The organism is Streptomyces sp. NPDC001902, assembly GCF_042891295.1.
Taxonomy (GTDB): domain Bacteria; phylum Actinomycetota; class Actinomycetes; order Streptomycetales; family Streptomycetaceae; genus Actinacidiphila.
In genome coordinates, this window is record NZ_JBIATA010000005.1 from 74,262 (window position 1) to 87,382 (window position 13,121).

Genomic DNA, 13,121 nt, shown 5'->3' on the forward strand with positions numbered 1-13,121 from the left:
CCGATGCGGGCTCCCGATATGTCGACGATCACGTTGAGGTGAAGAGATGCCACTGACCCCCGAGGATGTGCGGAACAAGCAGTTCACGACCGTCCGCCTCCGAGAAGGCTATGACGAGGACGAGGTGGACGCCTTCCTCGACGAGGTCGAGGCGGAACTGACCCGACTGCTCCGCGAGAACGAGGACCTGCGCGCCAAGCTGGCCGCGGCGACCCGTGCCGCCGCCCAGAACCAGCAGCAGGGCATGCGCAAGCCCGAGCCGCAGGACGGCCGCGGTCCCGGGGCCCCCGTGCCCGCCGCCATATCGGGACCGCAGCCGGTGCCGCCCCAGCAGATGGGCGGCCCCGGTCCCCAGGGACCCGGCAGTGGCCTCGCCCTGCCCGCCGGGCCCAGTGCACAGCAGGGCCCCGGTCCGATGGGCCAGGGTCCGATGCAGGGCGGTCCCATGGGTCCCGGCCCGATGGGCCAAGGCCCCATGGGTCAGGGCCACATGGGCCAAGGCCCCATGGGTCAGGGCCCGATGGGCCAGGGCCCGATGCAGGGCGGTCCCATGGGTCCCGGCCCGATGGGCCAGCAGCACGGCCAGCACCCCATGGGTGGTCCCGGTCACCCGATGCAGCAGCAGGGCCCCGGTGGCGACAGCGCCGCCCGTGTGCTCTCGCTCGCCCAGCAGACGGCCGACCAGGCGATCGCCGAGGCGCGCGCCGAAGCGAACAAGATCGTCGGCGAGGCCCGCAGCCGTGCCGAGGGCCTCGAGCGTGACGCCCGCGCCAAGGCCGACGCCCTTGAGCGGGACGCGCAGGAGAAGCACCGCGTGGCCATGGGCTCCCTGGAGTCCGCCCGCGCCACGCTGGAGCGGAAGGTCGAGGACCTGCGCGGCTTCGAGCGCGAGTACCGCACGCGCCTGAAGTCGTACCTGGAGAGCCAGCTGCGTCAGCTGGAGAACCAGGCCGACGACTCGCTCGCCCCGCCGCGCACCCCCGCGGCCGCGTCCCTGTCCTCCGGTTCCGGCGGGATGGGCGGCACGATGGGCGGCGGCACCATGGGCGGCATGGCCACGGCCGGCGCCGGCACCATGGGCGGCAACCAGGGCTACGGCGGGCAGGGCATGGGCGGCGTCGGCGGGCAGAACCCGACGTACGGCGGCCAGCAGCAGATGTCTCCCGCCATGACGCAGCCGATGGCACCGGTGCGGCCGCAGGGGCCGGCGCCGCTGCAGCAGGCGCCGACGCCGATGCGTGGGTTCCTGATCGACGAGGACGACAACTAGTCGCCGGCGCGACCGCAGCACCACACAGGGCCGGGCCCCCAGGGAATCGCTTCCCTCGGGGCCCGGCCCTTTGGCGTGCCTCTTGCGGCCCGGTTGTTTGTGTGCGGGTTGTTTGCGCCTGCGGCGGGCGTCCACCCGCCCTCCCGCCCTCCCCCAGCCTTCGGCCGGGGGGACCCCATGGGCGCACCCCGCCACACCCCCTCCCGTGTGTTGGGGCGCATGACGGCCGGTGGGGGTGAGTAAGGCATCTGCGGCGACCCCGGACCGCGCTCCGAACCCCCACCGGCCGTTGGCCGCCGCACGATAGGGAGGGGGCGGGGGAGTTGGGGGGCACCCCCGGCCGAAGGCTGGGGGAGGGCGGGCGGGCGAGAAGCCCCAAGAGCAACCACAAACGACCCGCAGACGACGACGCCCTCCGCCCACAGGGAACGTGGGCGGAGGGCGGCGCGTGGGGTGCGGCCCCGCGGGGGGTTACCGCTTGCGGAGGTGGAAGGTGAGGCCGAGGGCCTCGTCGGTGAAGGCGGGGCCGTAGCCCTCCTCCGGGGCGCCGGAGGCGAAGTCCGTCGCGAGGACCTCGTCCGCGACGAGCCGCGCGTGCTCCGCGAGGGCCTCCGCCAGTTCCGCGTCCGCCGCGGCCCAGCGCAGCGCGATGCGGTCCGCGACGTCCAGGCCGCTGTTCTTGCGGGCCTCCTGGACGAGCCGGATGACGTCACGGGCCAGGCCCGCGCGGCGCAGCTCCGGGGTGATCTCGAGGTCGAGCGCCACGGTCGCGCCGGAGTCGGACGCCACGGACCAGCCCTCCCGCGGGGTCTCCGTGATGATCACTTCCTCCGCCGACAGGGCGACCGGCTCGCCGTCCACGAGGACCGACGCGTTGCCCTCGCGCAGCGCCAGCGACAGCGCCGCCGCGTCGCACTCGGCGACGGCCTTGGCGACGGCCTGGACGCCCTTGCCGAAGCGCTTGCCGAGAGCGCGGAAGTTGGCCTTGGCCGTGGTGTCGACCAGGGAGCCGCCGACCTCGCTCAGGGACGCCAGGGAGGCGACGTTGAGCTCCTCGGCGATCTGCGCCCGCAGTTCGTCACCCAGTGCCTCGAAGCCCGAGGCGGCCACCAGGGCCCGCGAGAGGGGCTGGCGGGTCTTGACCCCGGACTCGGCACGCGTGGCGCGGCCCAGCTCCACCAGGCGGCGTACGAGGGCCATCTGGTCGGACAGGACGGGGTCGACCAGCGCCTCGTCCACCGTGGGCCAGCCGGCCAGGTGCACGGACCCGGGGGCGCCCGGGGTGACCGGGACGACCAGGTCCTGCCAGACGCGCTCGGTGATGAACGGCACCAGCGGCGCCATCAGCCGGGTCACCGTCTCGACGACGTCGTGCAGGGTGCGCAGCGCCGCCTTGTCGCCCTGCCAGAAGCGGCGCCGGGAGCGGCGCACGTACCAGTTGGACAGGTCGTCGACGAAGGACGAGAGCAGCTTGCCCGCGCGCTGGGTGTCGTACGACTCCAGGGCGTCGGTGACGTCCCGCACGAGCGCGCCCAGCTCGCCCAGCAGCCAGCGGTCCAGCAGCGGGCGGTCGGCCGGGGCCGGGTCGGCCTCGCCCGGGGCCCAGCCGGAGGTGCGGGCGTACAGGGCCTGGAAGGCGACCGTGTTCCAGTACGTCAGGAGGGTCTTGCGGACGACCTCCTGGATCGTGCCGTGGCCGACCCGGCGGGCCGCCCAGGGCGAGCCGCCGGCCGCCATGAACCAGCGCACGGCGTCGGCGCCGTGCTGGTCCATGAGCGGGATGGGCTGCAGGATGTTGCCCAGGTGCTTGGACATCTTCCGGCCGTCCTCGGCGAGGATGTGGCCCAGGCAGACCACGTTCTCGTAGGCGTTCCGGTCGAAGACCAGGGTGCCGACCGCCATCAGCGTGTAGAACCAGCCGCGGGTCTGGTCGATCGCCTCGGAGATGAACTGCGCCGGATAGGTGCCCTCGAAGAGCTCCTTGTTCCGGTACGGGTAGCCCCACTGCGCGAACGGCATGGAGCCCGAGTCGTACCAGGCGTCGATGACCTCTGGCACGCGCACGGCCTCGGCGGAGCACTGCGGGCACGCGAAGGTGACGTCGTCGATGAAGGGCCGGTGCGGGTCGAGGCCGGTCTGGTCGGTGCCGGTCAGCTCCGACAGCTCGGACAGCGAGCCGACGCAGGTGAGGTGGCCCTCCTCGCACCGCCAGATGGGCAGCGGCGTGCCCCAGTAGCGGTTGCGGGACAGCGCCCAGTCGATGTTGTTGTTGAGCCAGTCGCCGAAGCGGCCGTGCTTGACCGCCTCCGGGTACCAGTTGGTGCGCTCGTTCTCGCGGAGCAGGGCGTCCTTGACCGCGGTCGTGCGGATGTACCAGGACGGCTGCGCGTAGTAGAGCAGCGCGGTGTGGCAGCGCCAGCAGTGCGGGTAGCTGTGCTCGTACGGCAGGTGCCGGAAGAGGAGCCCGCGCGCCTGCAGGTCGTCGACGAGGGCCTCGTCGGCCTTCTTGAAGAACTGGCCGCCGACGAGCTCCAGGTCCTCCTCGAAGGTGCCGTCGGGGCGCACCGGGTTGACCACGGGCAGGCCGTAGGCGCGGCAGGTCTTGAGGTCGTCCTCGCCGAAGGCGGGCGCCTGGTGGACCAGGCCGGTGCCGTCCTCGGTCGTCACGTACTCGGCGTTGACGACGAAGTGCGCGCCCTCCATCTCCACCAGGTCGAAGGGCCGGTCGTACGTCCAGCGCTCCATCTCGCGGCCGGTGAAGCGCTGCCCGGTGGCCTCCCAGCCCTCGCCGAGCGCCTTGCCGAGCAGCGGCTCGGCGACGACCAGCTTCTCCCGGCCGTCGGTGGCGACGACGTAGGTGACGTCGGGGTGGGCAGCGACCGCGGTGTTGGAGACCAGCGTCCAGGGGGTGGTCGTCCACACCAGGAGCGCGGCCTCGCCCGCGAGCGGGCCGGAGGTGAGCGGGAAGCGCACGTAGACCGAGGGGTCGACCACGGTCTCGTAGCCCTGCGCCAGCTCGTGGTCGGACAGGCCGGTGCCGCAGCGCGGGCACCAGGGCGCGACGCGGTGGTCCTGGACCAGCAGGCCCTTGTCGAAGATCTGCTTCAGCGACCACCAGACGGACTCGATGTACCCCGGGTCCATCGTCCGGTAGGCGTCGTCGAGGTCCACCCAGTACCCCATGCGGGTGGTCAGCTCGGCGAAGGCGTCGGTGTGCCGGGTCACGGACTCGCGGCACTTGGCGTTGAACTCGGCGATGCCGTACGCCTCGATGTCCTTCTTGCCGGAGAAGCCCAGCTCCTTCTCGACGGCGAGCTCGACCGGCAGGCCGTGGCAGTCCCAGCCGGCCTTGCGGGTCACGTGGTGGCCCTGCATCGTCTTGAAGCGCGGGAAGACGTCCTTGAAGACGCGGGCCTCGATGTGATGCGCGCCGGGCATGCCGTTGGCGGTGGGCGGGCCCTCGTAGAAGACCCATTCGGGCTTGCCCTCGGTCTGCTCGAGGGAGCGGGCGAAGACCTTGTTCTCCTGCCAGAACGCGAGCACCTCGTGCTCGAGCGCGGGCAGGTCGACCTGGGCGGGGACCTGGCGGTACTGCGTCATCGGATTCTGCCTCCGGCGGACACGTCGCGTGCGTATTCCGTCGGAGGGACGAGAGCACGTGCTGTGACTGCTCCCGCGGTACCACCCTCCTTGGCTGCGGACGGGCCCTCGCGGGCTCGCTCCGCAACCCCCTCATTGGGGTCGCGCTACCGGGTCTACTCGCCCTCGCGGGCTTTCTTCCGGCGGCTCCGGGGTGATCTTCACGTCGCGCACACCCCCGGGCTTCCACCGTCCCCGGGTCGCTATGGGCTGCGTACGGCGCTACTCGTCCCCTTCCACGCCTTTCGCTCCGCCCAGTGTAAGGGGCTGCGGGGTGCCGTGTCGGCCGGGTTTCCGCGGGGAGCCGGTGTGACCCGAATGGCCCGGTCCGCACCCTGTTACCCGTTGGTACCGGAATACCTCGTGGAGAGCTGGGCACAACCGATGCAGACCTGCCTCCCGACCCGGTGCGGCAGGCGGATCAGGCGGCGTGCCCCGTTGCCGCGGGTCCGGAGTCGATTTATCGTTCCGGCACGATTCGCGAGCAAGATCACAATATGTGAAGGGGCCTCGGCCATGGTGGGGAAGAAGACCACCGTCACGAAGAAGACGACGGCGAAGAAGACGGCACCGGCGGCCGCCTCCGCGGCCCGCAGGAGTGCCGCGCCCACCGCGCGGAAGGCGGCGGCCAAGCGCCCCACCAGGGCTGCGTCCCCCGCTCGCAGTGCCACCGCCACGGCCGGCGAAGGAGCGGCCGAGGGGAAGCGGACCCCCGCGAAGCGGGCGGTCCCCCGTACGTCCGCGCCGCCGGAGAAGGCGGCGCCGGCCACCAGGACGACCGCGAAGAAGGCCGCGGCCGGGAAGAAGGCGCCCGCGAAGAAGGCTGTCGTACGCAAGGCGGCACCCGCCGCGAAGAAGGCCGCGGCGCCCGCCGCGGGGAAGACCGCGGCCGAGGCCGCAGGAAAGAAGGCGGCCGTGGCGGAGGAGACGACGACCAAGGCGGCGTCCACACGGAAGACCGCGGCACGCACCGCGAGGAAGACCGCGCCTCCCGCCAAGAAGGCGGTCACGGCGGCGGAGAAGCCCGCGAAGGCGCCGGCCGCGGCGAAGAAGGCCGCACCGGCGAAGAAGGCCGCGCCCGCGGGGAAGGCCGCGAAGACGTCCAAGACCGCCAAGACCGCCAAGACCGCCGGTACGGCCGCGACGGCCGCACCCGCGAGGACCGCCAAGACCGGCACGACCCCCGCCCGAGCGGCGGCGAGGACCACGAGGGCCACGAAGGCCACGAAGACGGGAGCCAAGACGGTGGCAGCGAAGAAGACGGCGGCCGGTACGGCCGCGGCAGGGGCGTCCGCCTCCGCGGTCCCCACGGCCCGCATCGCCGAGGCGGCGGGCGTCGTCGCCGCGGGCGACCTGGCCGTACGGCCCGACGAGGAGCCGTGGTCCGAGGAGGAGGTGGACGCGGCGCGCGCCGAACTGCTGGCCGAGATGGACCGGCTGCGGTCCGAGATCTCCACCTCGGAGGACGCCATCACCGGGCTGCTGCGCGACTCGGGCGACGGTGCCGGCGACGACCAGGCCGACACCGGAACCAAGAACATCACGCGCGAGCACGAGATGGCGCTGACCGCCAACGCCCGCGAGATGCTCGCGCAGACCGAGCACGCGCTGGAGCGGCTGGACTCCGGCACGTACGGGCTCTGCGAGTCCTGCGGCAAGCCGATCGGCAAGGCGCGGATGCAGGCCTTCCCCCGTGCGACGCTCTGCGTGGACTGCAAGCAGCGCCAGGAACGCCACTGACCGCGGACACGGGGAATCGCGGGGCCCGAACCCCCGCAGCCCCGCTGTTCGGACGTATGTGCCGTAACCTCGTCTGCGTCAGGATCCGGACTGGCGCAGATCAGGGCTGAAGGACTCACATGGCGAAGGCACAGGAGACCGCGGCGGACACGGCCGAGGAGCCGACCGGCGGTACGGACGAGGTCACCGGCAAGGGGCCGCGGCGGATCGCCGTGCTGCTCGGCGTCGCGGCGCTCGCGTACGTCCTCGACCTCCTCTCCAAGATCTGGGTGGTGACCAGCCTGGAGGGGCACGAGCCCATCGACGTGTTCGGCAGCTACCTGCGCCTGGAGGCGGTGCGCAACGCCGGCGCGGCCTTCGGCTTCGGCCAGGGCATGACCATCGTCTTCACGGTGATCGCGGTCACGGTGATCGTGGTGATCGCCAGGATCGCCCGCAAACTGCACAGCGTGCCGTGGGCGATCGCGCTGGGACTGCTGCTCGGGGGTGCCTTCGGCAACCTCACGGACCGGGTGTTCCGCGCGCCGGGCTTCCTGCAGGGGCACGTGGTCGACTTCATCGCGCCGACCCACTTCGCGGTCTTCAACCTGGCCGACTCGGCGATCGTCTGCGGCGGCATCCTGATCGTCCTGCTGTCCTTCCGCGGTCTCGACCCGGACGGAACCGTCCACAAGGACTGAGCCGGGATCGGGGCGGCGGAGGACGCCCCGCGGATCCGGCATACTCGATCAGGTGAGTATGCCTGCCGAAGTTCGATCCCTTCCCGTCCCCGATGGCCTCGAGGGCGAGCGCGTCGACGCCGCCATCGCCCGCATGTTCGGTTTCTCGCGGACCAAGGCGGCCGAGCTGGCCGCCGCCGGGAAGGTGACGATCGACGGCAGCGAGGCCGCCAAGTCCGACCGGGTGTCGGGCGGTGCCTGGCTCGAGGTCGAGATGCCCGCGCCGCCGCGCCCGGTGGAGGTCGTCGCCGAGCCGGTGCCCGGCATGCGGATCGTCCACGACGACGAGCACGTGGTCGTGATCGACAAGCCCGTGGGCGTGGCCGCGCACCCCAGCCCCGGCTGGACCGGCACCACGGTCATCGGCGGCCTGGCCGCCGCCGGCTACCGGATCTCCACCTCCGGCGCCGCCGAGCGCCAGGGCATCGTCCACCGGCTCGACGTCGGCACCTCGGGGCTGATGGCCGTCGCCAAGTCGGAGATCGCGTACAGCGACCTCAAGCAGCAGTTCCGGGAGCGCACGGTCGACAAGCGCTACCACGCGCTGGTCCAGGGCCATCCGGACCCGCTCAGCGGCACCATCGACGCGCCGATCGGCCGCCACCCCAACCACGACTACAAGTGGGCCGTGACCGCCGACGGCAAGCCCAGCGTCACGCACTACGACCTCGTCGAGGCGTTCCGCGCGGCCTCCCTGCTCGACATCAAGCTGGAGACCGGCCGCACCCACCAGATCCGGGTCCACATGGCCGCCCACCGCCACCCCTGCGTCGGCGACCTGACCTACGGGGCCGACCCCACCCTCGCCAAACGGCTGAAGATCACCCGCCAGTGGCTGCACGCCGTCCGCCTGGGCTTCTCCCACCCCGAGGACGGCCGCTGGGTGGAGTTCGAGAGCTCCTACCCCGACGACCTGCAGTACGCCCTCGACGCCGTACGAGCCGACAGTGCCTGAGACCTACGAGGTCCGGGTCGCCACCGACCCGGACGACCTGAAGGCGTACTACGCGGTGCGGCACGAGGTCTTCGTCGTCGAGCAGAAGGTCCCCGCCGAGCTGGAGTACGACGCCCACGACGCCGACGCCGTGCACGTCCTGGCCACCGGCCCCGGGGGCGGCCTCGGCGCGGGCCGGCTGCTCCTCGGCGAGGACGGCACCGGCATCCTCGGCCGGCTCGCCGTGTCCGGCGCGTCCCGCGGGCTGGGCATCGGCGTGGCCCTGGTGCGCGCCATCGAGGACGAGGCCCGGCGGCACGGCCTGTCCGCCGTCGAGCTGCACGCCCAGTCCCACGCCGTCGGCTTCTACGAGCGCCTGGGCTACACGTCCTTCGGCGAGGAGTACGAGGAGGCGGGCATCCCGCACCTGTCGATGAGGCGCGTGCTCTGACCGGGGCGGAGGCGGCCGACATGCCACGCTAGGGGTGTGGATCAACTCGCGCTGTTCTTCGCCCTGATGCTCGCGGCCATCGTCATGGTGCCGCTGGGCGACCGGATGGGGCTGCCGTCGCCCGTGCTGATGACACTGCTCGGGGTCGTGCTGGCCCTCCTGCCGTTCGTGCCGAACGTCGAGATCAACCCCGAGCTCATCCTGCCGCTCGTGCTGCCGCCGCTGCTCTACGCCTCCGTACAGCGCACGTCCTGGCGGCAGTTCGCCGTCAACAAGAAGGCCATCTTCCTGCTGGCCGTCGCACTGGTGCTGATCACCACCGCGGCGGTGGGCGCCATCGCCAACGCCGTCGTCCCCGGCATCTCGCTGGCCGCCGCCCTCGCGCTCGGCGCGCTGGTCGCCCCACCGGACCCGGTGGCCGCGACCGCCGTCGCCGGGCGCCTCGGCCTGCCGCGCCGCATGGTGTCGACCCTGGAGGGCGAGGGGCTGTTCAACGACGTCACCGCGATCGTCGTCTACAACGTCGCCGTCGCCGCGGCCGTGACCGGCTCCTTCTCCTGGCCCGAGGCGCTCGGCGAACTGCTGCTGTCGGCGGTGGTCGCGGTCGGCGTCGGCGTCGTGCTCGGCTGGACCGCCTCCAAGCTGATGGGCGTCGTGGGGGACCCGACCCTGCAGATCGGGCTCTCGCTGCTCGTCCCGTTCGCCTCGTACGCGATCGCCGACGAGGCGCACGGCTCCGGCGTCCTCGCGGTGCTCACCACCGCGCTGTTCCTCGCCGAACACGCCCGCGACGCCGACGACGTGACCGGGCGACTGGTCGGCGCCACCTTCTGGGAGGTCGTCGACACGCTCGTCACCGGCGTCGCCTTCGGCCTGATCGGCCTGGAGCTGCACAACGTCTTCGGCGTCGGCGCCGGCCGCTGGGGCACGATGCTGAGCCACGCGGCGATCGTCGTCGGCGCCGTCGTCCTCGTACGGCTGGCCTACCTGATGCCGGCGGCAGCGGTGACCAGACGGCTGCACAAGCGGCGCGACCTCGACGAGGACATCCCGATGTCCTGGCGGGAGACCGTCGTCATGTGGTGGGCCGGCATGCGCGGTGTGGCGTCCGTCGCCCTGGCGCTGGCCATCCCGCACACCACGGAGGCCGGCGAGGCCTTCCCGGCGCGTGACGAGATCCTCTTCATCGCCTTCTCCGTCGTCCTCACCACCCTCGTGCTGCAGGGCCTCACCCTTCCGCAGGTCGTCAAACGGCTCGGGGTCAGCAGCGACACCCAGGTGGAGCACGACATGGAGATGCTGCTCGCGCTGCGCGCCATGGCCGCCGCCAAGCAGCGGCTGAAGGAGGTCGAGGCGACCGAGGACTTCTCCGAGGAGGTCTCCGAACTCCTGCACCGCCGCGCCTTCGACGTCGGGGCCCGGATCTGCCCCGACATCGTCGACGACGAGAAGCGCGAGCGGCACACCGCCCGCGTGCGCCGCATCAGGACCGTCGAGCGCGTCCAGCGCGACATGCTCTCCGCCGCCCGGCACGAGGTCCTCGCGGCCCGCAGCGAGCCCGGCTACGACCCCGAGATCGTCGACCGGGTGCTGCGCCAGCTCGACGTGCGCAGCCTGCGCGTGTCCCGGTAACCGGCCCGGCGCGTTGCCTAGCGGGATCCGGGGCCGGGACCGATGTCCTCGGCCCCGGGTGTGGCCTGCTCCCGGTCCGGGGCCTCGGCCAGGCCGGGGGCGGTGGCGGTGTTGATGCGCGGCAGCGCGTACGGGTGCTCGCGGCGCAGCCAGTCGATCATCTGCTCCCGCACCACGCAGCGCACCGTCCAGATGTCGTCCGCGTCCTTCGCCGTGGCCAGCGCCCGCACCTCGATCGTGGACGGGGTGGTGTCCGTCACCACCAGGCCCCAGGCCCGGCCGTCCCACTGCTCGCACTCCTTGAGGACGTCGTGGAGGCGTCCGCGCATCAGGTCGACGGGCGTGGCGTGGTCCAGGTGGAAGTAGACGGTGCCGGTCATCCGGGCGTTGCCGCGGGACCAGTTCTCGAAGGGCTTGCTGGTGAAGTACGAGACCGGCATGGTGATCCGCCGCTCGTCCCAGGTGCGGACCACCAGGTAGGTGAGGGTGATCTCCTCCACCGTCCCCCACTCGCCCTCCACAACCACCGCGTCGCCGATCCGGACCATGTCGCCGAAGGCGATCTGCAGCCCCGCGAAGAGGTTGCCCAGCGTCGACTGGGCGGCTATGCCGGCGACGATGCCGATCAGCCCCGCGGAGGCCAGCATCGAGGCGCCGAAGCCGCGCATCGCGGGGAAGGTCAGCAGCATGGCCGCGATCGCCACCACGCCGACGACCGCGGTGACCACCCGCTGGATCAGGCTCACCTGCGTCCGCACCCGCCGCACCCGCGCCGCGTCCTGGGCGGCGGAGGCGTAGCGCGAGTAGGAGGCCTCCACGACGGCCGCCGCGCCCCTGACGACCAGCCAGGCACAGGCCCCGATCAGCACCAGCGTCAGCACCTGCCCGATCCCGCGGGTGTGGCCGCGGGCCAGGTGCGCCTGTTCGTACGAGCCGCGCAGCAGCGAACTGCAGATCACCAGCTGGAGCGCCAGCCGGGCGCGGCGCAGCAGGTTCCACAGCGGGGTCTCCGGGTGCCGGGCGTCCGCCCGGCGCAGCGCATGGTCCACGGCCCAGCCCACGGCGAGCGTGACGACGAGGGAGCCGCCCACCACGCCGAGCGGTCGTATGACGGAATCCATGTCTTCGACGGTAACGGGCATGATGGAGCCCGTACCCGACCGTGCGCCGATCATGGGAAGTGAAATTGTGAGCTCGGGCATGACCATCGTGCTGTTCCACTCGGCCTACGGACTCCGTCCCGCCGTGCACGCCGCTGCCGACCGGCTGCGCGCGGCCGGCCACGAGGTGCACGTGCCCGACCTCTACGAGGGCCGCACCGCGGACACCGTCGAGGAGGGCATGGCCATCAAGGACGAGATCGGCCGCGACGAACTGCTGATGCGCGCCGTCACCGTCTCCGGCCCGCTCTCCGGCCGCGGCCTGGTCTACGCCGGGTTCTCGCTGGGCGGTTCCATCGCGCAGAACCTCGCCCTCGCCGACGACAGGGCCCGCGGCCTCCTGCTGCTGCACGGCACCTCCGACATCGCCGACGACGCGGCCACCGACCTCCCCGTCCAGCTGCACGTCGCCGAGCCCGACCCCTTCGAGCCCGACGACTGGCTGAACGCCTGGTACCTGCGCATGCGCAAGGCGGGCGCCGACGTGGAGATCCACCGCTACCGGGGCGCCGGACACCTCTTCACCGACCCGGACCTCGACGACTACGACGCGGAGGCGGCCGAGCAGACCTGGGCGGTCGCCCTGGACTTCCTCGCCGACCTCGCGGCGGAGGCCGGGACGGCGGGGGAGCCGGGGGAGACCGGGACGGCGGGGGAGGCGTAACGCCGTTGCGGACGGGGGCCGTTGTCAGTGCCCGCTGAGATCATCGGGGACATGGGTGTTCTCTACGGGTACTACTCCGCCGCCGACGACAAGGACGCCGCACGCGCCGTGGTCCGGGAGTTCCGTGAGCTGTGCGAGTTCCGGGGGCCTCGCGAGCTCCGCGAGGCCGACGGCGACGGTCGCGACGAGCACGTGACCCAGGGCATAGACCCGGTCGTGGAGTTGCTCCCCGCGGAGGTGCTCATCACCGGCCGCGCCCCCGAGGACGTGCGCTCCGACCCGCGCCGCGGCGCCCTGGTGGGCGTGGCCGGCGAGGGCAGGGTGGTCGCCGTCTCCCTCACCGACAGTTTCCGCGACGCCCTCGCCGCCTTCGACGCGGACCTGCTGGACGACGTCGCCATGGGGTGGTCCCGCACCTCCGGGGGGCTCCACGGCGTCCACGGCCCGGACGTCCTCGGGCTGTTCCTCAAGGAACTCGCCGGGCTGGCCGGCCGCGCGGCGGCGGGCGGACGGCGCCTCTACTGCTGGATCCGCCCCTGAGCGAAGGCGGCCCCGCGCGGCCCGGCGGCCGCGGCGAGCAGCAGGAGCGCGGCCGAGGGCAGGAACACGTACATCGCCGGCACCGCGCCGATGACGGACCAGGTGACCAGCGCCAGCGCGATGACGACGCAGGCCTGGGCGAACACCCTGGGGAACCGCCCCAGGAGCGGTGGCAGCGCCAGCGGCACCACGGTCAGCACGAAGAAGCCTCCGTAGTAGCTGTCCAGCCCGAAGAGCAGCCCGGGCACGGCCGCGGCCAACGCCCCCACCGCGAGCACCCACTGCCGCCGCCCGATCCCCGCCCGCGCTTCCGGCCGCCCCACCTCAGCCCTCATGGCCGCCCCTTCCCCCTGGCGAACAGCACTTTGAACG

The 13,121-nt window shown here is 72.6% G+C and carries 12 protein-coding genes; 8 read left to right on the forward strand and 4 right to left on the reverse strand.

Features of this window, described 5'->3' with window-relative positions; all coding sequences use genetic code 11:
• Positions 1 to 46: 46 nt before the first annotated feature.
• Complete coding sequence (locus ACFYYN_RS11245) at positions 47 to 1,270, forward strand: DivIVA domain-containing protein (protein WP_500330496.1); 1,224 nt, start codon at positions 47 to 49, stop codon at positions 1,268 to 1,270.
• Positions 1,271 to 1,741: 471 nt separating this feature from the next.
• Here ACFYYN_RS11245 and ileS read toward each other — a convergent pair whose 3' ends face one another.
• Both ileS and ACFYYN_RS11255 read right to left on the reverse strand, forming a co-directional pair.
• Positions 1,742 to 4,870: an isoleucine--tRNA ligase gene (gene ileS / locus ACFYYN_RS11250; RefSeq protein ID WP_500545542.1), complete on the reverse strand. Its 3,129-nt coding sequence runs from the start codon at positions 4,868 to 4,870 to the stop codon at positions 1,742 to 1,744.
• A 377-nt stretch (positions 4,871 to 5,247) separates the two neighbouring features.
• The gene (locus ACFYYN_RS11255) at positions 5,248 to 6,150 is read right to left on the reverse strand and encodes a hypothetical protein (RefSeq protein ID WP_500545543.1); all 903 of its coding nucleotides are present in this window, start codon (positions 6,148 to 6,150) and stop codon (positions 5,248 to 5,250) included.
• Between the two features lie 4 nt (positions 6,151 to 6,154).
• Here ACFYYN_RS11255 and ACFYYN_RS11260 point away from each other — a divergent pair, with 4 nt between their 5' ends.
• The 5 genes from ACFYYN_RS11260 (at position 6,155) to ACFYYN_RS11280 (ending at position 10,385) form a co-directional block, all read left to right on the forward strand.
• Positions 6,155 to 6,649: a TraR/DksA family transcriptional regulator gene (locus ACFYYN_RS11260; RefSeq protein WP_499511352.1), complete on the forward strand. Its 495-nt coding sequence runs from the start codon at positions 6,155 to 6,157 to the stop codon at positions 6,647 to 6,649.
• A gap of 119 nt (positions 6,650 to 6,768) precedes the next feature.
• Positions 6,769 to 7,329, forward strand: coding sequence for a signal peptidase II (gene lspA, locus ACFYYN_RS11265; protein ID WP_500330501.1), 561 nt, complete (start codon positions 6,769 to 6,771; stop codon positions 7,327 to 7,329).
• Between the two features lie 58 nt (positions 7,330 to 7,387).
• Complete coding sequence (locus ACFYYN_RS11270; protein WP_499516802.1) at positions 7,388 to 8,323, forward strand: RluA family pseudouridine synthase; 936 nt, start codon at positions 7,388 to 7,390, stop codon at positions 8,321 to 8,323.
• Positions 8,316 to 8,753 (forward strand): GNAT family N-acetyltransferase, encoded by a 438-nt coding sequence (locus tag ACFYYN_RS11275; RefSeq protein WP_500545544.1) that lies wholly within the window; start codon positions 8,316 to 8,318, stop codon positions 8,751 to 8,753. Before ACFYYN_RS11270 ends, ACFYYN_RS11275 begins: the two co-directional genes overlap by 8 nt.
• Before the next feature lie 36 nt (positions 8,754 to 8,789).
• Positions 8,790 to 10,385: a cation:proton antiporter gene (locus tag ACFYYN_RS11280; protein ID WP_499511349.1), complete on the forward strand. Its 1,596-nt coding sequence runs from the start codon at positions 8,790 to 8,792 to the stop codon at positions 10,383 to 10,385.
• Between the two features lie 17 nt (positions 10,386 to 10,402).
• On the opposite strand, the gene ACFYYN_RS11285 is transcribed toward ACFYYN_RS11280, so the two are convergent.
• Positions 10,403 to 11,506: a mechanosensitive ion channel family protein gene (locus tag ACFYYN_RS11285; protein WP_500545545.1), complete on the reverse strand. Its 1,104-nt coding sequence runs from the start codon at positions 11,504 to 11,506 to the stop codon at positions 10,403 to 10,405.
• Positions 11,507 to 11,585: 79 nt separating this feature from the next.
• Here ACFYYN_RS11285 and ACFYYN_RS11290 point away from each other — a divergent pair, with 79 nt between their 5' ends.
• Both ACFYYN_RS11290 and ACFYYN_RS11295 read left to right on the forward strand, forming a co-directional pair.
• Positions 11,586 to 12,209 (forward strand): dienelactone hydrolase family protein, encoded by a 624-nt coding sequence (locus ACFYYN_RS11290; protein ID WP_500545546.1) that lies wholly within the window; start codon positions 11,586 to 11,588, stop codon positions 12,207 to 12,209.
• A 51-nt stretch (positions 12,210 to 12,260) separates the two neighbouring features.
• A complete protein-coding gene (locus ACFYYN_RS11295; RefSeq protein ID WP_500330508.1) occupies positions 12,261 to 12,749 on the forward strand; it encodes a hypothetical protein in 489 nt (162 codons plus the stop codon).
• Here the strand turns inward: ACFYYN_RS11295 and ACFYYN_RS11300 are convergent.
• Entirely contained in the window at positions 12,728 to 13,084 is a 357-nt protein-coding gene (locus ACFYYN_RS11300; RefSeq protein WP_500330509.1) for a hypothetical protein, read from the reverse strand. The two genes, ACFYYN_RS11295 and ACFYYN_RS11300, sit on opposite strands and share 22 nt — an antisense overlap.
• Positions 13,085 to 13,121 lie beyond the last annotated feature (37 nt).

Coding starts and splice junctions, on each gene's coding strand:
- ACFYYN_RS11245 (WP_500330496.1), top strand. CDS start 47: ATGCCACTGACCCCCGAGGATGTGCGGAACAAGCAGTTCACGACCGTC.
- ileS (WP_500545542.1), bottom strand. CDS start 4,870: ATGACGCAGTACCGCCAGGTCCCCGCCCAGGTCGACCTGCCCGCGCTC.
- lspA (WP_500330501.1), top strand. CDS start 6,769: ATGGCGAAGGCACAGGAGACCGCGGCGGACACGGCCGAGGAGCCGACC.
- ACFYYN_RS11270 (WP_499516802.1), top strand. CDS start 7,388: ATGCCTGCCGAAGTTCGATCCCTTCCCGTCCCCGATGGCCTCGAGGGC.
- ACFYYN_RS11285 (WP_500545545.1), bottom strand. CDS start 11,506: ATGGATTCCGTCATACGACCGCTCGGCGTGGTGGGCGGCTCCCTCGTC.
- ACFYYN_RS11290 (WP_500545546.1), top strand. CDS start 11,586: ATGACCATCGTGCTGTTCCACTCGGCCTACGGACTCCGTCCCGCCGTG.
- ACFYYN_RS11295 (WP_500330508.1), top strand. CDS start 12,261: ATGGGTGTTCTCTACGGGTACTACTCCGCCGCCGACGACAAGGACGCC.
- ACFYYN_RS11300 (WP_500330509.1), bottom strand. CDS start 13,084: ATGAGGGCTGAGGTGGGGCGGCCGGAAGCGCGGGCGGGGATCGGGCGG.